Annotated in this window: 16 protein-coding genes; 9 read left to right on the top strand and 7 right to left on the bottom strand. The window is 62.8% G+C overall.

What is annotated here, in order from left to right:
• Position 1 precedes the first annotated feature (1 nt).
• On the bottom strand, positions 2-526 hold the full coding sequence (locus D8W71_RS06710; protein ID WP_121112062.1) for a hypothetical protein: 525 nt from the start codon (positions 524-526) through the stop codon (positions 2-4).
• Between the two features lie 504 nt (positions 527-1030).
• Here D8W71_RS06710 and D8W71_RS06705 point away from each other — a divergent pair.
• Complete coding sequence (locus D8W71_RS06705) at positions 1031-2293, top strand: MFS transporter (protein WP_201265367.1); 1263 nt, start codon at positions 1031-1033, stop codon at positions 2291-2293.
• 10 nt (positions 2294-2303) lie between these two features.
• On the opposite strand, the gene D8W71_RS06700 is transcribed toward D8W71_RS06705, so the two are convergent.
• The gene (locus D8W71_RS06700; protein ID WP_121112058.1) at positions 2304-3164 is read right to left on the bottom strand and encodes a helix-turn-helix transcriptional regulator; all 861 of its coding nucleotides are present in this window, start codon (positions 3162-3164) and stop codon (positions 2304-2306) included.
• Between the two features lie 96 nt (positions 3165-3260).
• Here D8W71_RS06700 and ilvD point away from each other — a divergent pair, with 96 nt between their 5' ends.
• On the top strand, positions 3261-5126 hold the full coding sequence (gene ilvD / locus D8W71_RS06695) for a dihydroxy-acid dehydratase (protein WP_121112056.1): 1866 nt from the start codon (positions 3261-3263) through the stop codon (positions 5124-5126).
• Positions 5127-5312: 186 nt separating this feature from the next.
• Here the strand turns inward: ilvD and D8W71_RS06690 are convergent, their stop codons facing one another.
• On the bottom strand, positions 5313-5993 hold the full coding sequence (locus D8W71_RS06690; RefSeq protein ID WP_161965408.1) for a TetR/AcrR family transcriptional regulator: 681 nt from the start codon (positions 5991-5993) through the stop codon (positions 5313-5315).
• On the bottom strand, positions 5990-6901 hold the full coding sequence (locus D8W71_RS06685; protein ID WP_121112052.1) for a fumarylacetoacetate hydrolase family protein: 912 nt from the start codon (positions 6899-6901) through the stop codon (positions 5990-5992). Before D8W71_RS06685 ends, D8W71_RS06690 begins: the two co-directional genes overlap by 4 nt.
• Positions 6902-6998: 97 nt before the next feature.
• On the opposite strand from D8W71_RS06685, the gene D8W71_RS06680 reads away from it, so the two are divergent.
• Positions 6999-7748, top strand: a complete 750-nt coding sequence (locus tag D8W71_RS06680; protein WP_121112050.1) for an MBL fold metallo-hydrolase — start codon at positions 6999-7001, stop codon at positions 7746-7748.
• A 16-nt stretch (positions 7749-7764) separates the two neighbouring features.
• Entirely contained in the window at positions 7765-9123 is a 1359-nt protein-coding gene (locus D8W71_RS06675) for an alpha/beta hydrolase family protein (RefSeq protein WP_161965407.1), read from the top strand.
• A gap of 52 nt (positions 9124-9175) precedes the next feature.
• Here D8W71_RS06675 and D8W71_RS06670 read toward each other — a convergent pair whose 3' ends face one another.
• Complete coding sequence (locus tag D8W71_RS06670) at positions 9176-10663, bottom strand: FAD-dependent oxidoreductase (RefSeq protein ID WP_121112046.1); 1488 nt, start codon at positions 10661-10663, stop codon at positions 9176-9178.
• A gap of 109 nt (positions 10664-10772) precedes the next feature.
• Between D8W71_RS06670 and D8W71_RS06665 the strand changes: the two genes are divergently transcribed.
• The 5 genes from D8W71_RS06665 to D8W71_RS06645 all read left to right on the top strand — a co-directional run bounded on the left by D8W71_RS06665 (position 10773) and on the right by D8W71_RS06645 (position 15814).
• Positions 10773-11837, top strand: coding sequence for an NAD-dependent epimerase/dehydratase family protein (locus D8W71_RS06665; protein ID WP_121112044.1), 1065 nt, complete (start codon positions 10773-10775; stop codon positions 11835-11837).
• Between the two features lie 98 nt (positions 11838-11935).
• Positions 11936-12310 carry a hypothetical protein gene (locus D8W71_RS06660; protein ID WP_236077748.1) on the top strand — a complete coding sequence of 125 codons (375 nt, stop codon included), beginning with the start codon at positions 11936-11938 and terminating at the stop codon, positions 12308-12310.
• Complete coding sequence (locus D8W71_RS06655) at positions 12307-14577, top strand: TPR repeat region-containing protein (RefSeq protein ID WP_121112042.1); 2271 nt, start codon at positions 12307-12309, stop codon at positions 14575-14577. The genes D8W71_RS06660 and D8W71_RS06655 overlap by 4 nt, the downstream gene beginning before the upstream one ends.
• Positions 14570-15382, top strand: a complete 813-nt coding sequence (locus tag D8W71_RS06650) for a hypothetical protein (RefSeq protein ID WP_121112040.1) — start codon at positions 14570-14572, stop codon at positions 15380-15382. The genes D8W71_RS06655 and D8W71_RS06650 overlap by 8 nt, the downstream gene beginning before the upstream one ends.
• A gap of 225 nt (positions 15383-15607) precedes the next feature.
• A complete protein-coding gene (locus D8W71_RS06645) occupies positions 15608-15814 on the top strand; it encodes a three-helix bundle dimerization domain-containing protein (protein ID WP_121112038.1) in 207 nt (68 codons plus the stop codon).
• Positions 15815-15824: 10 nt separating this feature from the next.
• Here D8W71_RS06645 and D8W71_RS06640 read toward each other — a convergent pair whose 3' ends face one another.
• On the bottom strand, positions 15825-16763 hold the full coding sequence (locus D8W71_RS06640) for a TAXI family TRAP transporter solute-binding subunit (protein ID WP_121118718.1): 939 nt from the start codon (positions 16761-16763) through the stop codon (positions 15825-15827).
• 25 nt (positions 16764-16788) lie between these two features.
• Positions 16789-18150, bottom strand: a complete 1362-nt coding sequence (locus D8W71_RS06635) for an MFS transporter (RefSeq protein WP_121112036.1) — start codon at positions 18148-18150, stop codon at positions 16789-16791.

The following is an 18150-nucleotide window of genomic DNA, read 5'->3' as shown; positions in this document are numbered from 1 at the left end:
ATCAGAATCCGAACGATCCGGTAGGGAGACATGCCGAACCCGTGCAGACACCGATCGGTGATCCAGGCACAACACTCACGCCGACGATGACCCGGGTTGCACGGAAGGTCGGATCGTATGGGCCGCCCTCGAGTATGTCGACGTTTTCGATCGCTGGAGTTCCCCACACCTCGCTTCGGTCCTCCGCGATGCAAGCCCATTCGACGAAGATCTCTTCGCCGACTGTCAGGTCACCGACGATCTCCGTTCCGGATTGTCCGGGGAGGATCGGACCAATTTCTTCCCTGAACACGAAGTTGGCTTCCGTGACCGGAGTATCTGCACCCAGCGGCTCGTAATAGCCGCCGTACTCACAAAACATCGGCTGGTCTGAGTTGTTGGTGAAGGTGCTGGTGATCGTGTTGCCGTTAGTGGTGGCGGAATACGTGACGTCTCCAGGTGCAGCGCTTGCGGGTGCAGCAACGGCGAGACAGAGAGGGATTGCCGCGGCGGCGGCGAGTACTGCGCGGGTCGTTGTCGTGTACATGATGGCGCTCCGAAGGTGTGGGTTCCCGACCTACCGGTCCGATAGTGCCACGGACGCGATCCGGGCTCAGGACTTTCGCACGATCGATTTCGGAATGCCGAGCGGCCACCAGAGTGGGCGGACGGTGGGCTAGCGTTCGTAGTACTAGTACCAACGCCGACAGCGGTCGCAACCTGCAGTCGAAACTCATACTCCACACGAGCGAGAGCCAACGCACAGCGCCATTGAGCTGGCATTATTCGGCTTTCTCACAGGGCCGTGCGCACGTCGTGTCCCGCTCCGATCGACATTTCCGAGCGCTGACGGCTCGAAAGGTGACGTGACAGTAGGAAAGGCCAGAGTTAGCCTCCTACAGGAACTGTTACCTGCGACACACCCCAGATCGCAGGATGCGGTGATTCCCACACGAGCGGTATCCGTTTCCCACGAGAGTCAGGACCAAAACTCCGCATGATCGAGAACACGCAGGCTGTGACCCAGCCGCCGACATCGACGCCACCTTCGATGAAACGAGTGGCTTTTGCCAGCTATGTTGGGACTGCAATCGAGTATTACGATTTCTACATTTACGGGACGGCTGCGGCTTTGATTTTCCCGCATGTTTTCTTTCCCGAACTGTCTCCAGCTATGGCGACGATCGCATCATTTGCCACTTTTGCAGTCGCGTTCTTCTCGCGGCCAGTCGGGGCGGCGGTTTTCGGACATTTCGGCGACCGACTCGGTCGTAAGAAAACGCTCATCGCGACACTGCTGATAATGGGATTGTCAACGGTCGCGGTCGGCCTTGTGCCAAGTGCAGCAACGATAGGTGTCGCTGCGCCGATTCTCCTGCTGACCCTCCGCTTGCTTCAGGGATTCGCAGTAGGCGGCGAATGGGCGGGGGCAGCGCTCTTGAGCGCAGAATACGCACCACCGTCGAAACGCGGCCGGTACGGCATGTTCACCCAGTTGGGTGTCGGGTCCGGACTTGTCTTGAGCAACCTTGTATTTCTGTCAGCCAATCTGACTATCGGAGAGAAAAGTCCGGCATTTCTGGAGTGGGGCTGGCGGGTGCCGTTCCTCTTCAGCGCAGTTCTCATCGTCGTAGCTCTATACGTGAGACTGAACATAGAAGAAACACCAGTATTCCGCGAGGAGCAGGAACGGACCAAAGCAGATTCCCGAGCGCCCTTTGCCGACCTCTTCAGCCACCAAGCTCGCCAGGTAGCGCTCGGCGCTGGGTGTATGACCGGCGTGTTCACCTTCAGTTTCATGGGCGGCACCTACCTCACCGGGTACGCGAGCACCCAACTCGGCCATCCGCGCACCTTGATACTGATCATCGGTATCTGCGGCGGTGTATCGCTCATGCTCCTGACGGCAATCTCCGCCTACCTGTGCGACAAATACGGACGCCGGAAGCTCATCTTGACCGGATTCGCTCTAGGCCTCCCATGGTCATTTGCAGTGCTTCCCCTTCTCGACACCGGCTCACCAGTCCTGTTCGGGGTCGGCATCATCGGCACCTTCGCGATCCTCGGTGTTTCTTACGGACCAATGGCGTCGTTCATTCCCGAAGTGTTCGCAACACGATATCGATACACAGGCGCGGGACTTGCTTTCAACCTGGGCGGCATTATCGGTGGAGCTATACCACCACTCGTAGCTGGCGTCCTCCTCGTAGCATTCGGAAGCTGGGCCATCGGCTTGATGCTTGCGCTGCTCGTTCTCGTCAGTCTGCTCAGTACCTATGCCTTACCCGAAACCAAAGACACTGTTCTCCAGTAACCGCGCGTTGCTATTCCACGCTGTTCGGTGATTCTGGTTCTTCATCGGCCTGAAGCAGTCGGCGAAGCCGTTCGGATGATTGTGCATCGATTGGCAAATACACCACGATGTTCAGATCTTTCTGATCGAGAGGCGCAAGCTGGTGGTGTTCTAGCCTGAGATCACCGACGCGTGGATGGTGAAAGAGCCGCTCGCGGGAAGCGAAACCTTCGATATCACGGCCTTCCCATCCAGTGCGAAATGTGCCGCTCGCCTCCAGAAGCTTCTCGATAAGACTCGTGTGCGAGGGCTCGTCGAGGCGCGGTCCAGCCTCAGCACGAAACTCTGCGAGGAGACGGCGACTGTCGGTCTCCCAATTGGGAAGAAGCTTCCGGACGTAGGGATCGGTGAAGATCGACCAGAGAAGGTTGCGATCCGAAGCCGGGATCTGTGCGACATTCGGATAGAGCTTGGCGTAGGCAGCATTCCATCCCGATATCCACCAGTCCGGTTCTATTGCAAAGGCGGGGCATTCGACCATAGCGTCCAACAATCGCTGTACATGCTCAGGGGCATCGGCACGACCAGTCGGGGTCTGCACTTCAGCAGGTGACAGGCCAGCCAGCGTCAGAATGTAAGCGTGCTCCGACGGCGAAAGGCGAAGCGTTCGGGCAACTGCGTCGAGTACCTGACGCGATGGATTGATATCTCGCCCTTGTTCGAGCCAGGTATACCACGTGATGCTCACGTTGGACATCGAGGAAACTTCCTCACGTCTCAATCCCGCGCTTCGTCTTGGGAGCGAGGGCAGTCCGAGCTCCGTTCGAGAAATAGCTTCCCGACGCATTCGCAGAAGGGCACCCAGTTCTTTGCGCCGCGCCGTCGTACTCATTGGCTCGATACTAGCCGTGGCCGCACGTCCTGGTAGTCGTACTACTAGTGCTGGCGCAGTCTTCCTGGATCCGCTCGCTACTGGGACCGTGGTGTCATGCCCGATTTGAGATCCAGAACTGTCACACACGGACGAAACATGGCCGGCGCGCGAGCATTGCTGCGGGCTGCCGGGGTAGACCGTGAAGACTTCGGCAAGCCAATTATCGCAGTGGCCAACAGTTTCACCGAGTTCGTTCCCGGTCACACCCACCTTCAACCTGTAGGTCGTGTGGTTTCAGCAGCGATCAAAGAGGCAGGTGGAATCGCGCGCGAGTTCAACACCATCGCGGTCGACGATGGCATCGCAATGGGACACGGCGGCATGCTTTACTCGTTGCCGTCACGCGACTTGATCGCCGACTCGGTCGAGTACATGGTCAACGCGCACTGCGCTGACGCGCTGGTATGTATCTCGAACTGCGACAAAATAACACCAGGAATGCTGATGGCCGCACTGCGACTGAACATTCCCGTCGTGTTCGTATCCGGAGGTCCGATGGAGGGCGGCACAGCGGTCCTCGTCGATGGCACGGTACGTAAGCGGCTGAATCTGGTATCTGCAATGTCAGGGGCAGCGGCCGAGTCGATCTCCAACGAGGACATGGAGCGGATAGAGGAAGCCGCGTGCCCAACGTGCGGCTCGTGTTCAGGGATGTTCACCGCGAACTCCATGAACTGTCTCACCGAAGCGCTTGGCCTCGCGTTGCCAGGCAACGGGTCGACGCTCGCTACCCACACTGCGCGACGCGCACTGTACGAGGCCGCCGGGCGCACTGTCGTCCAGCTCTGCGAGCGGTATTACGGACAAGATGATGCATCCGTTTTGCCGCGGTCGACAGCTTCCCGGGCTGCATTCGACAACGCAATGTCACTGGACATTGCCATGGGAGGATCCAGCAATACCATCCTGCATTTGCTTGCCGCAGCACAGGAAGCGCATCTCGACTACACCCTCGCCGACATCGACAAGCTGTCCCGTTCGGTTCCCTGCCTCGTCAAAGCAGCACCCAACGGCGACTACTTGATGGAGGATATTCACCGCGCAGGCGGCATTCCAGCCATCCTCGGGGAGCTTCGCCGCGGCGGGCTGTTGCACGAAGACGTTCACACTACGCATGCCGGCTCGCTGGCTGAATGGCTCGACAATTGGGATGTGCGAGGCAGGAATCCGTCGGACGAGGCGGTCGAACTGTTTCACGCGGCACCCGGGTGCGAGAGGTCGGCGACAGCCTTCTCCCAATCCGAACGCTGGCACACGTTGGACACCGACGCCAGCGACGGGTGCATTCGGGATGTAGAACACGCTTACTCGACCGATGGCGGCCTGGCTGTTCTCCGTGGCAATCTTGCCCTCGACGGTTGTGTGGTGAAAACTGCCGGCGTCGACGCCTCGATCCTGACCTTCTCCGGTCCCGCATTGGTGGTGGAATCCCAAGAGGATGCATGTGATGCAATCTTGTCCGGCCGTATTCAGCCTGGTGACATCATCGTTATTCGTTACGAAGGCCCCAGGGGCGGTCCAGGAATGCAGGAAATGCTCTATCCCACTGCGTTTTTGAAAGGACGAGGACTGGGTGCGCGTTGTGCACTGGTGACCGATGGGCGATTCTCCGGAGGCACTTCAGGTCTGTCTGTCGGACATGTTTCTCCCGAAGCAGCTGCCGGCGGTTCCATCGGCCTGGTGGAAGACGGCGACACGATCACCATCGACATTCCTGGGCGCACGATCGAGTTGAACGTTGGTATCGAGGAACTCGAGCAAAGGCGCGCACAGATCCTGGCGTCTGGCGGGTTTCGTCCCCGAAGCCGCACACGAACTGTGTCCGGGGCACTGCGTGCGTATGCAGCGCTCGCTCTCTCAGCCGACAAGGGTGCAGTCCGTGATGTCAGCGGGTTGCCGGACTACGGCCCGATGCAGTGAGCCCGGCTCTCCGAGGAGACCGAAACAGACATTCGCACACTCAGAGTGACCGAAACAGACATTCGCTCACCTCAGGTGACCGAATGAGACAGTCGCACACTCTGAGTGACCCAAACAGACAGTCGCTCACCTCAGGAGACCGAAACAGACAGTCGGTCACCCCCGAAAGGTCAGGGCAACTTCATGTCACGCTTCGCCAGTCACCGTCGCGGTGATGCCGCCTTCAACGAAGCGAAGTAGTGCTTGGTGTCGTTCATCGATGTCGCGTGTGTGCATACGACCCCTGGTGAGGCTGTCGAGCCGGAGATTATTGGAGTAGGTGTGCATCGACGCGGCAACCATGTGTAGGTAAGCGTCGTGAACGGCCACGTCGTCCGCCCCCGGAAACAGAACGTGCAGCTGAGCTATGAAGTCGGTGGCGATGGCGTTGAAATCGTCGACGATCAGCCGTCCGATGGGGTGTCCTGAGTTGGCGAGTTGGGCGATGACCCGAAAGTAGTTGTCCCACCCGGAATCACCGGCGCGCTGCCGCATCGGTTCGGTGAACGCGGCGATCAGTGCGCGCAGACGTATCGCCCGGGTTCCACGGACCGGTAGTGACGCCAGGCGCACACGCCGATCGTCGTTGAGGGGTCGGATACGTCGAGCGAGCACCGCTTGGAACAGTCCCTCCTTACCGCCGAATTGCTCACTGACCGATGCTAATCGGGTGTTGGCCCGGTCGGTGATATCCCGAACACCGACGCCGACGTAGCCGCGGTCGGCGAAGAGTTCCTCAGCCGCGTCGAGCAGACGCACCTGCAGTTCGACGCGGTTGGTGTCCCGCGAGGTACGCGGCGGCGGGTCTTCGGGCGAAGTACGGGTCACGAACCGATTATGTCGTGTCGGATACTGCCAATCCCGTCGATACTGAGTTCCAGAATGTCGCCGGGTTCGACCCAGTGTCCGGTCTCCATGCCGCTGCCGCCGGGAAGGGTTCCGGTGGCGAACAATTCGCCGGGTCGAAGTATCTCGTCGCGGGAGGCATGCGCGAGAATATCTCCGATACTGTGCTGCATCCCGGCGCTGGACACAGAGCTCACGGTGGTGCCGTTGATGCTCACCGTTCCCTGAAGGGCGTCGATGCGGGGCAGGATTTCGTCGGCGGTGACAGCGACCTCCGACAGCGACGTCGCGAAGTGCTTGGACTTCTGCGGGCCGAATCCGCTACCCATCTCGGCGCGCTGCACATCACGTGCGCTGAGGTCGTTGAGCACGACGAATGCGCCGATAGCGTCCAGGGCCTCGTTCGCGGTGGCGTTGAACAGTTGGCGGGCCAGGACGAACCCGATCTCGAGTTCGTAATCGAGCGCCCCGGTGTACGAGGGCGCGACTATCGGTGTCCCCGATGGCACAAAGGTGAGCGCGTTGGACATGTAGTAGATCGGCTGGGTGTAGAACAGCGCCTTGGGTTTGATGAGTGGGAACGTTCGCCGGGTGAGGGCCTCGACAGCGGCGACCGCCCGCTTCTGGCCCGGATGGAATCGCCGGAGCAATCCCCGGCTGGCGTCGAGAACATGCTGTTCGTAGAGCATGAAGTCGCGGAACGACGCCGGCTGGAACGGCAGCAGCTGTGCACTGCGCTGGAGGTGTTCGTCGGCGCGGGCAAGTTCCCACTCGGGGTCGAAAACCCGTCCGCCCAGAGCAGTTCTGTCCGTGATGGGCTCCCACGCCCCACCGCTCTCCGAGGCTTGAACCTGGAGGCCGTCCGCGGTGCGTACCCGTCGTAGCTTCATCGCCCGATCCCTTCGCCTACCGGAACGACTGTTCCGCTATGTGGTGCCTGCATGCTAGCTTCGGAACAGTCGTTCCGGCAATGGTGAGGGGGTTCGAATGCACGAGGTCGCCGAGGATGTCTTCTGTGTGGAGGGAACCGCAGTCAACTGGGTCCTGTTACGCGACGGAACAGAGCTGACGCTGATCGACGCGGGCTGGTCGGGAGACACGTCCCGAGTGGAGGCCTCCATTCGAGCGTTGGGCTGCCACCCCCGCGATGTCCAGGCGATATTGCTGACCCACGCGCACCTCGACCACATGGGAGCCATCAACCACTTCCGCGAGAAGTACGGCACCGAAGTGTTCATGAGCACTGCCGATGCCACCCATGCCCGCAGCGGCGACCTCGAACAGGCTCACCCCACCGACATCATCAAACGCTGCATACGGCCACGCGGCATACGCTGGACAGCGCGAATCATCCGGGCTGGGGCGCTCAAACCGATCACGATCCCGCACGCGAGTTCCTACCCCCACACCGGTCCACTCGACCTCCCCGGCACCCCGGTCCCCATCGCCTGCTCCGGGCACACCTCCGGCCACAGCGCGTTTCATCTCCCCGACAAACGTGTCCTGATCACCGGCGATGCCTTGGTCACCGGCCACAGCCTGTCGCCCATCACGGGCCCCCAACTACTGCCGCCGTTTTTCGCCCACCACCCCGATGAAGCACACACCGCGCTGAACATTCTGGCCGACATAGATGCCGATTGGATCATCCCGGGACACGGATCGCCGTGGCACGGAACTCCCACTGCAGCAGTCGAACTCGCTCGTCACAACGCGGCCGTCACCGACACACTCTGAACAGAAGGACCCTACGATGACCAGCGCCACTTTTCTGCAGAAGCTGTTGGTAACCGCTTGCGCGGTCACCCGCACCACCGATCTCGCCGCCCGAGTGACCGGGGCAGCACCGTTCCTACCCGCGTTGTTCGCCCTGCGCTACGCCAACATGGGCGGACTCGACCGCGAAGAGTTCGCGCATCAGTTGGCCAAGGCACGTTCGTTTCGCGACGACCGCTGGTGCGGCTACTGGAACAGCATCGCGGCCGACCATGCCGATCGCGCCATCGGGCTCCTCCAAGACTGCGCCGGTCCCACCTCGGCATCGATCCCCGACATCTGCAGCCCCACAACCGCTTCCGATGCCGACGCTCTCGCCACCCTCACCGATCTGATCGCCCCCGCTGCGGCGGTGTTCGCCGACTACGGACCCCAATCGGACCTCGTCGCCGTTTCCGACGTCATCGCCACCCACACCCCCGCTGCCGATCGACTCCGAACGACCACCGCTTTCGGGGCGATCGATGCCTGGGTCAAAGCCATCACCTACTACCAGGTCAGCGCATTCCCGGGACACAGCAACCAGCGGATGCAGGCGTATCGGCGGTCACGGGAGATGTTCGACGTCCTCATCGGCGCACTGGCCCCATCGCTGAACCTCACCGTCGAACACGTCGAGATCTCCGCATCCGACGGAGAAACTGTGGTCGGTTATCTGATCTTGCCGCCCGGGCCGGGCCCGCACCCGGTGGTGCTGACCACCAACGGGCTCGAGGGCACCGCCCAAGAATTGGCGATACCGCAGCTGCGGTACCGCGACTCGGGCATGGCGATATTCATGATGGAGATGCCTGGAAGCTATGCCTACACCCGGCCCATGCGACCGGACTCCGAATCCATCTACCACGATGTGATCGACCACCTCGTAGCCGACGATCGACTCGACCCCGGCCGAATCGCCATGGTGGGGGTCAGCTTCGGCGGATACTGGACCGCACGCCTGGCCGCCACCGATGACCGAATCGCCTGCGCCATGGCGTGCGGAGCGCCGACGCACCTCTCCTTCACCGGTGGCGCGTTCGGCACCCCGCAGATCATCCTCGGCGCGCTCGCCGACACCCTCGGCGCGCGACATCCACTCGACCTGATGCGCAAACTGTCGGCTCTGTCCATCGAAGACCGCTACGCCGACATCTCGATGCCGCTGCTGGTGATCAACGGTGACAACGACACCCTGATGAGCACCCAGGACAGCGTCGACCTTGCCGACGCCGCGCCAAACGGGACCCTCCTGCTCTACCCCGACGACGATCACTGCGCGATGGGACACTATCGACAGTGGCTCGACTATTCCCAGCACTGGCTATCGGAACACCTGGTTTCGGCAGCGAAGTAGTCGCAGATACACGGGATCCGAGCTGAGCAATATGTAAAGAAATGAGCGCGCGTCAGTCGACCTGCTTCAGGTTCGAGGTCACAGGTCCTTCGAGGACGGTCCCGTCCGCGGCGAAGCGTGACCCATGCAGCGGACAATCCCACGACTTCTCCGCGTCGTTCCACGCGACGATTCCGCCGAGGTGTGGGCAGACCGCGCTGACGGTGTGCGTCGTGCCGCCGACCGTGCACACTGCCGTCGGCAGGATTCCGCGTCGTACATGCCCTTGTCCCTCGGCGGGAGTCGGCGCGCGCTGCGAGACGAGCGGGGCCGCCCACCCTTTGGTGAGTTCGAACGCCACTCCCGCGTTCATCCTCAGCGCGCTGAAAACACCGGCGAGCTGGCGCAGACGGTAGGTGTCGTAGGCGCTCGACCAGGCAAGCGAACCTCCGACGATCTTCTTCTCCACAACCATGGCTGCGGCGACGGCATTCGTCATGCCCCATTTGTCGTACCCGGTTGCGACGAGGATGCGGTCGTCGCCGGGAAGAAGAGGCCCGGCGTAGGGCAAGGCGTCGAGCGATTCGTAGTCCTGCGCCGACCATCGATGCGTGCGGGTCGCGCCGGGAAAGTGTCGTTCGGTCCAGTCGTCGAGATCTCGCACGTCGCTCATCGGTGATGCTTCCCGGCCCACAGTGTGCCCGTTGCCGCCGACCAGGAGGAGGTCGCCGTCCGGAGTGGGTGCATATCGAATGGACCGACTCGGCGAATCAGCCGACAGATACATCCCCCGCGGGACGGCGCCGGGCACATCGTAAGCCGCGGCGTAGGACCGAAGCGGCTCCATCCGAGCGAAGTAGCCGCCCCGATCGAGGATCGGACTGCCAGTGGCGAGCACGACGCGGGCAGCGCGCACCGATCCGCGGTCGGTGGTCACGTCGACGTGCCGAAGGCCGCGGTGCACACCGCGGACCCGGAGACCCTCGGTGAGGTGCGCACCGCCGTTCACCGCATCCTCGGCGAGGGCAAGGAGTGCGTCCATCGGGTCGAACTGAGCTTGATCGGGCACTGCTACCGCCCCGGTGATCTGGAACGGCAATTCGATCTCGGTGCAGTACGAGACGTCGAGACCCACACCGCGGGCAATGCGCAGTTCCTCGCGGACCGACTTCTCACCCGACCGAGATGTGGCGTACGTGTATGCCGTCTCGTGTTGCACGGCAATGTCTTTCGACGCACAGTAGTCGAGCAGCCACGCCTGAGCCGCAAGGTTGGCCTCGACATAGCGTCGGACCTGTTGCTGCGGCTGTTTCGACGCGATCTTCGACAGTGTCGTCCCCTGCAGCACGCTGATTTTCGCGGTGGTGTTGCCGGTCGCGGCCGCTCCTATCTCGCGCGCCTCCAGTACGGCCACGCTCTGGCCGGCTCGGGTGAGTAGCAGCGCGGTGACCAGACCGGTCAGGCCTGCCCCGACGACCACCGTGTCGTAGCGGCGCGTCACATCCACGGAGTCGTACGGAGCCCGTTCGGGGCGGTCGAGCCACAGCGACGTTGCGGTCATGATTGCGCATGACCTGCGCCGTGCCTGTTGAAACCCTCCGTGCCGGTTTGGCGACGGCGCGGTGTGGGGACCCGAGCATCATGAACCTTCAGAAGTTGGCGTACGCGCCGTGCGGATAGCGATCACAGGCGCGAGCGGAAACGTCGGGACCGCATTGCTGAAGGCTCTTGCCGACGATCCTCGTACCAGAGATCACAGCGTTGTCGGCCTGTCGCGACGCGAACCGCCGGACGCAGGAATCGAGTGGCGGACCGTCGATCTGGCAGAGGAAAGTTCATCGGAGACACTCCGCGAGACCTTCGCCGACGCCGACGCAGTAGTCCATCTCGCGGTGGCCTTTCAGCCCATGCGCGAACGCGGTTATCTACGACGAGTCAACGTGGGCGGCACTCGACGAGTAGCCGAGGCGTGCGCCGCCGCGGGCGTCGGGCACCTCGTACACATGTCGTCCAGTGGGATCTACGCAGCCGGGGCCTACGGGCGCCGCGTCGATGAGACGTTCTCTCGCGCAGGCGTGGCGTCGTCCACGTACAGCATGGACAAAGCCGCCGAGGAAGACGTTCTCGACGCGTTCGAGGCCGAGAATCGCGAGGTGGCGGTGGCGCGAGTCCGCCCTGGGATGATCGGGCAATACGCCTTCGGCAGCGCTGTCCTTCGCTACGCACTGCCCGATATCATCCCGTCATCGGTGGTCAACTATGTGCCGCTGTTGCCCATCGACCCGAAATTCGTCATCCCGGCGGTGCACAGCGACGACGTCGCCGACGCCGTGAAACGGATACTCGAACGCAGCGCGACCGGTGCGTTCAACCTCGCCGCCGACGAGCCAGCACGAGCCGTCGACGTCGCCGATGCTTTGGGAGCCCGCCAAGTCCCAGTGCCGTACCGGGCACTGACGGCGGCTGTGCGGGCAGGCTTTTCGACGCATCTGCTGCCGATCCACCACGGGTGGGTCGATCTTGCCTTCAATACACCGCTGCTCGATACGTCGCGGGCGAGGGAGATATTGCAGTGGCAGGCGACAGTCGATGGGCCACAAGTCCTTCGGGAAACTGTCGCAGGAATGCGGGCCCAGGCCAGCGGCCCGAGCGCCCCGCTGCGCGAGCGGTCCACGATCGACCGGCTGACCTCCTTCGCGCGACGAGGCTTCCTCTCACGAGGGAAGCGGCCCTGAAGTAGATCGCTTCCGCTGCTCTTCTGAGCTGTTCGTGCCGATCGCCTCGGATGTCGGGTCTCCCGTCTAGACTGGCCGTTCGTCATGGGTGCTCGAAGATGGGTGCTGGAAGATGGGTGGCGGAAGGCTGGGGGGCCATCGTGGGGGAACTGAGCGTGGATCTGGCGCGACTCGAGCAGCTGGGGTCGACGCTGGCAGATCTGGCCCGTGAGGCCTCCGAATTGCGGACGGGCTCGGCGGCGGGACCGTATGCGTCGGTGCCCGGCGGAATGCTGTCGTCCGTACTGGAAGCGTCGAGTATCTCGGCCGACCTGATCGATTCTGCGCTGACCGCCGCGATCGCGGAACGCCTCGGCGAGACGGGCGAGATCATGGTGGCCGTGGCCAGGCAGTACCGAGCCACCGACGACGCGTCCGCAGGCACAGTCGCCGCCGCGTACACAGACGCAACCGGTGACTGGACTCCGCAGTGAACCTCACGAAGTCGCAGATTCAGGGCTTCAACCCTGCAGCATTGACAGCCATCGGCGATGCCTGGACGTCGATCGGCACCTCGGTGGAGTCGCTGTTCGATCGGTACGTCGACGCCGTCACCAAATCCGGTGCCGAGTACTGGGAAGGTGACACTGCGGAGGCTGCACAGTCCCGTGCTTCCTCCGACCGCAAGGCCGCAGTCGAAGTCGTCGATCACGTCCAAGCCATCGCGGACCGTGCGCGACAAGGCTTCCACGAGATCGACGGCCCGCTCCAACGTGCTCGTGCCGCCATCCTCGGCGCCGAAACCGAATGCCTCACCGTCAGCGAGGCACTCGTAGTCGGTGGCGGTGACGGCCCCGGCCGCGAAGCCCTGATCACCCCGTGGCAGAACGAGATCGACGACGCCGTCCGCGCAACTGCCTCCGCCGACGCCACCGTGCGCGACGCCCTTGCCGCGGCTCGAGAAGGTCTGCGGCTGTTCTTCACCTCAGCAGCAACTCTCGGCGGCGATCAGGGCCAGTCCGACGCCAAGGCCCTGGTCACCGACCCGTCGGCGCTCACGCCCGAGCAACAGCAGCGGCTCGTCGAAGCCGGCCATTTGACTCCGGAGCAGCTCGCCGCACTGCACTCGGGCGAGACAACCGCAATCCCGGTGTCGCAGATGGAATATCTCGAACAGCTCGCCCGTGCGATGGACGGAAAGAATCCACAGGAGATCGCAGACATCGTCGGCCGGTTGCCCGAGGACGCCCGCGGCGGCGTCGCCGATGCTCTGCAGATTCTGTCCAACGAGAACGTCGCGGCCACCGTCGCCGGGGACGACGGTGTTCCGACGGGCGGTGGGTTCGATCGTCTGCCGGAGTCGATGCGAGCGGCCTTGACCCGTGACGATCTGGTGGTCTACAGCTTCGAGCGGGCAGGGACCACCGTCCTGCCGAGCATCGCTCTGAACGGGGTGGGCGACAGCCAGGCCATCGCATCCATCGTCGATGCCGGTAGTGACCCGTACAAGAGCGGTAGCACCCTCGATTCGCATCTCCTCGACGTCGGCAGACAGTATCTCCACGCGCAGGTCGAGCACGAACAGGGCGATGAGCCATTTACGGAGTTCTTCACCGTCGACGGCTACGGAACCAACGACACTCGCATCACCGAGGACATTTTCGCAGCGGTGGGACCGGACAAGATCGCGGTCCATGATGCAGTCACGAACACCGAACACGGCCACAATTTCATCCGAGACACCCTGACGCACAACTGGTCCGACGACGGAGCCGCCGTGTCGTCGCTGTTCGCCTTCGACCCGGCAGACTCGGTGGTCACCGATCCGGGCAATCCTCTGGCTGTGGCCGCAGCCGAGCGCACAGGCGGCATCATGTCGGCCGTGGGTGAGGCGATAGCCACCGACGAGTGGACGCATCTGAGCGACATACCCCAAGCGGACCAGCAGTCGGTCGGGCAACTCAACCCGAGCCTGCTGAACACCCTGGCGCACAGCATTAGTCCGTACATACCCGACATGGCCGGACTGCCGTCCCAGGACCGCCCCGGCTTCGACAACCTATGGGTCGACCCCTCCCACACCGGGAAGTACGCAGGCGCCGCGCAGGTATTCGCGTTGATGAACACCGACGCACCGACCGGTGAGTATTTCGTCAGCGAAGTGCAGAACCACATCCTCTCCGCCGAAGGAAGATACGCAGAGGACCCGCGGGATCCGTATTCAGGACAGCAGCTGATGACAGTGGGAATCCTCCATGGGCTCACGGATGTCGGAGTCAGAACCGGACTGGAGGACCAGTACACCGACAAGGCCGAACTCGCCCAGGCTGTCTACGAACGCAAATCCGGTGCGTACGACATCTTGATGACCCTCGGCACGGCCGGAATCGGTGAACTGCCCGGCGGCGGATACACGAACACGATGATCGACCTCGTGGGGGATCCGTTGAAGGACAGCCTCGTCGGACCACAACCTGATGGCCCGCAGGAAGCAACACTGTCCGGATACGATCCGTTCCACGACTACTACAACATCCTCACAGCGCAACCGAATCTACCCTCCGGCGTCACCGCGGATATGAAAGAGATGTTCGACGCCGACGGCACTCTGCGTCCGTACGAACCCGACAGTGGGCGCTCCCAGGACACGCGGCAACAGAGTGGCCTCGAAACGATGTTCAATCGTCTGGGCAATCCTGGTGACGGCAACTCGAGCAGAATATCGGACGCATACGGACGGGTGATCCTGAAAGATGGCTAGAGCACGATGTTTCGCAGTCCTGGCACTCGCAGCGGTGACGTTGGTCGCCTGTGGTGGAGGCGATTCCACGCCTGCAGACACAACGGCGCAGCCGAACCTCGACCCTCCAGTTCGATACACAACGGAGTGGACCGCGCCCGACGGGATCGACCTATTGGGCCGCACAGGCGAACTCGTGCGAGCATCGGTCGAATCCGGCGATTACGCACTCGCTTTCGGCGTCGGGAAATTCGCGGACTTTCCGCAATTCCCCGGGTATCTGGAGGCGATCGGGGCGCCAAGCGAAAGCAACAGCCGCTACACCCCCTACTACTACGCCCGCAGCCCGGAGAAGCCCGACACCAACGAGTGGGCGCAGTACTACCATCTCGCTCGAGTCACCACCGACGGCAAAAACATCGACGCAACGGTGTGCGGTTACGGACTCGGCGACAATCCAGCGAAGAACTACAACCTCTCGCCCATCAAGGACGCGATCCACGTACAGCTTTCGACCACCGCCGACAGCCCGGGGCTCCCCGGGATTCCCGACGCCGACCCCGCGGCCTCCGACCCTCGCGCCCACTTCCTCCCGAGCTGGAACGTATTCGGCGACTGGAAGATCGACGGCATGGTGCACGCGGCCTACTCGGACAACGGAGCGGTTGCAGAACCGTGCTTCGATTGGTGGGCAGCGCAGTTCCCCACGTTCGTCCGTACGGAGCCGTCGCCGTACCTGTACCCGCCGGAGGGCTACGTATTCCCCACCCTGCCCGCAGACCACCTGCAGTACCCCGAATGGATCGGGCCTGCAGATCCTTCGTGAACACGTGCGCTGCGCGTGTGACGCCGCCTCCGCGAACCTCGCTGTTCGGCCCGCCACAATCCAGTTCAAACGTGACGTTGATTGCACGACCCTCTCGGCGCCGACGCGCCTCTGACCGCCTGACGTTGCTGTTACTCCGAGTACGCGGTCACGGGGACCGAATAACACCCGGGTAGTTATTTAGTTTCGCTTGGAATTGTGACGTTCGAGGAGCATCCTCTAACGATGGCAGCCCCCTCCCCGATCTCCCCCGAAGAGCAGCGCGCCCTCGACGAGGTTCGCGATCGCCTCGCAGCGATGTTCCCCGGCAGCGACGTCGCAGCTATCGTCGCCGAATCACACCGCCGCTTCGACGGCGGCAAAATCCGCGACTTCGTGCCGCTGTTCGTCGAGCGTGATGCCCGCACGCGGTTGGCAGGCGCGCAAGGCTGATCTCCCGCACTTACCCGTGCCGCCTGCGGTATTCCTGCTCGGCACCGGGATGAAGAGGGATGCTGCCGGTCATGACGAGGGATCTGGCGTCGAGGAATTGGCTGCCGATGGCCTGGCGCGGAACCAAGGCCGACGACTGGTCGAGCAGCACGCTCACCAGCGCGGCGATTGTCCCGTCGGGCACGTCGGGACGCGCCAGTAGCAGGTTCGGAATTCCGACGGTCGTCACCTCCGGATGCTCTCCGTACACGTTCGCCGGGACCGGTACAGCCTCGTAGGCCGTGCCGAACGAGCGCCTCAGATCCGCGACCACTCCGCCCAGATCGAGTAAGCGAATTGCTGTCGGCGGGTCGGCGAACGCTGGTGTCGGCAGACCGCCCGCCCACATGACAGCGTCGACCTCGTTGTCCGCCAATGCTTCTGCGGCCGAACTCATCAACAGCTGAACTTCGCGCACAGCGCCGGTATCGGACAAACCCGCAGCATCGAGAATCCGCTGCGACACCAGCGCCGCCCCGGACCCGGTAGCACCGATGCTCACCGCACGCCCACGCAGATCGGCCACGGTCTCGATGTATGAATCTGCGCGCACGGCAACCTGAAAGTAGTTCTCGTACACACACCCCACCGCAGCAAGATCTGAAATCGGATGGCTGTAGGCGGCGTCGATCAACGTCATCGCCAGTTCTGCCCGGCCGGATCCCAATGCCTCGAGGTTGTCGATCGAACCCGCCGACGTGAGCGGAACGATTTGTGCTGCAGACGATTCGGCGGCAGCGTCGGACAACAATCCCCCGAACTCCCAGAAGAAGCCGCCGACCTCCCCCGCTGCGAGACGCAACTGCGGGGGCGGGTCGGTCGAACAGGACCCCACCGCGGCAGCCCCGAGCACCACGAGACCAGCCCGCAACGCAGTTCTCCTGGAGAACAACATTGCGGGCTGGGACATGATGGCCACTGTAAAGCGTGCCGGGCTACTCGAACGCGCGACCCTGCTCCCGGTCGAGGACGGTCTCCTGCTTGTTCCGCAACACGAAGATGTAGACAAGAAGTGAAATCGCGATCACGACCGTCACGTAGAAGATGAACCACGGCACATGACCGCCGTTCTTCGCGGCCTGGTAGATCAACGGTGCGGTACCGCCGAACGCCGAGTTCGCAAGTGCGTAACCAAGACCCACCCCGAGCGCACGCACATGCGAGGGGAACAGCTCGGCCTTCACGATGGCGTTGATCGAGGTGTAGCCGGTCAGGATGACGTAACCGACGCACACCAGGGAGAGCGACTGGACCACCGAGGTCGCCGTCGGCAAGTACGTGATGAGTACGTACGTGTAGAGCACTCCGCCGATACCGAAGAAGATCAGCAGCGGCTTACGGCCCACCTTGTCGCTGATCAGTCCGCCGATGGGCTGGAGCAACATCAGGAAGATCAGGCCGAAGAGGTTGATCCACGTTCCGGTCATGCCGCGGTCCTCGTAGGCCGCCTTGATCATCGAAGGCGCGTTGACGCTGTAGGTGTAGAACGCGATGGTGCCGCCTGCAGTCACCATGAAGCAGATCAGCAGTGCACGCCAATGGTTGCTGACCAGCTCCTTCAGGGAGCCCGAGGATCGATCGGCTCCGCTCTTCACGGCGTCCAGTTGATCCTTCGTCAGCGATTCGTCCATGCTGCGGCGCAGCCAGAACACCACGACCGCCGCGACGCCACCGATGAAGAACGCGATGCGCCATCCGTAGTCCTCGATCTGCTCGCGATCGAGGAATGCCTGCATCACCAGCAGGGTCACCTGCGCGAGAACGTGGCCGCCGACGAGGGTGACGTACTGGAACGACGAGAAGAAGCCGCGACGCTCGCGAGTGGCGGCCTCGGACATGTAGGTCGCCGACGCACCGTACTCACCACCCGTCGCGAAGCCCTGGACCAGACGGCTCAGGATGAGGATGACCGCTGCCCATACCCCGATGCTTTCCCGTCCCGGGGTCAGCGCGATGACCAGCGAGCATGCGGCCATCAGCGAAACGCTGAAGGTCAATGCTGCTCGGCGGCCGTTTCGGTCTGCGTAGCGACCGAAGAACCACGATCCGACGGGCCGCATCAAGAAGGTGACCGCGAAGATCCCGTAGACGTAGATGGTCGAGTTCTTATCCGCCGAGTCGAAGAACTGGTTCTCGAAGTACGTCGCGAAGACGGTGTAGACGTACACGTCGTACCACTCGACGAGATTGCCCGACGACCCCCGCAGCGTGTTGAGCACTGCACGACGGGTGGCAGCGGGAGACGAGACGGGCGGAGTCGGCCGCGACGCTGCGGTCGAGGTGGCCTCGTTTGCCAT

Origin of the sequence: Rhodococcus sp. P1Y (assembly GCF_003641205.1) — a bacterium.
In the GTDB taxonomy this organism is placed as follows: Bacteria; Actinomycetota; Actinomycetes; order Mycobacteriales; family Mycobacteriaceae; genus Rhodococcoides.
The sequence above is the reverse complement of the archived record's forward strand: the minus strand, read 5'-3'. Positions and strand labels throughout refer to the sequence as shown.

Excerpts from the sequence above, each read along its gene's own strand:
- D8W71_RS06710 (WP_121112062.1), bottom strand. The coding sequence starts at position 526 with ATGTACACGACAACGACCCGCGCAGTACTCGCCGCCGCCGCGGCAATC.
- D8W71_RS06635 (WP_121112036.1), bottom strand. The coding sequence starts at position 18,150 with ATGGCAAACGAGGCCACCTCGACCGCAGCGTCGCGGCCGACTCCGCCC.
- D8W71_RS06650 (WP_121112040.1), top strand. The coding sequence starts at position 14,570 with ATGGCTAGAGCACGATGTTTCGCAGTCCTGGCACTCGCAGCGGTGACG.
- ilvD (WP_121112056.1), top strand. The coding sequence starts at position 3,261 with ATGCCCGATTTGAGATCCAGAACTGTCACACACGGACGAAACATGGCC.
- D8W71_RS06640 (WP_121118718.1), bottom strand. The coding sequence starts at position 16,763 with ATGTCCCAGCCCGCAATGTTGTTCTCCAGGAGAACTGCGTTGCGGGCT.
- D8W71_RS06685 (WP_121112052.1), bottom strand. The coding sequence starts at position 6,901 with ATGAAGCTACGACGGGTACGCACCGCGGACGGCCTCCAGGTTCAAGCC.
- D8W71_RS06675 (WP_161965407.1), top strand. The coding sequence starts at position 7,765 with ATGACCAGCGCCACTTTTCTGCAGAAGCTGTTGGTAACCGCTTGCGCG.
- D8W71_RS06705 (WP_201265367.1), top strand. The coding sequence starts at position 1,031 with ATGAAACGAGTGGCTTTTGCCAGCTATGTTGGGACTGCAATCGAGTAT.
- D8W71_RS06660 (WP_236077748.1), top strand. The coding sequence starts at position 11,936 with ATGGGTGCTGGAAGATGGGTGGCGGAAGGCTGGGGGGCCATCGTGGGG.
- D8W71_RS06680 (WP_121112050.1), top strand. The coding sequence starts at position 6,999 with ATGCACGAGGTCGCCGAGGATGTCTTCTGTGTGGAGGGAACCGCAGTC.
- D8W71_RS06670 (WP_121112046.1), bottom strand. The coding sequence starts at position 10,663 with ATGACCGCAACGTCGCTGTGGCTCGACCGCCCCGAACGGGCTCCGTAC.
- D8W71_RS06700 (WP_121112058.1), bottom strand. The coding sequence starts at position 3,164 with ATGAGTACGACGGCGCGGCGCAAAGAACTGGGTGCCCTTCTGCGAATG.
- D8W71_RS06645 (WP_121112038.1), top strand. The coding sequence starts at position 15,608 with ATGGCAGCCCCCTCCCCGATCTCCCCCGAAGAGCAGCGCGCCCTCGAC.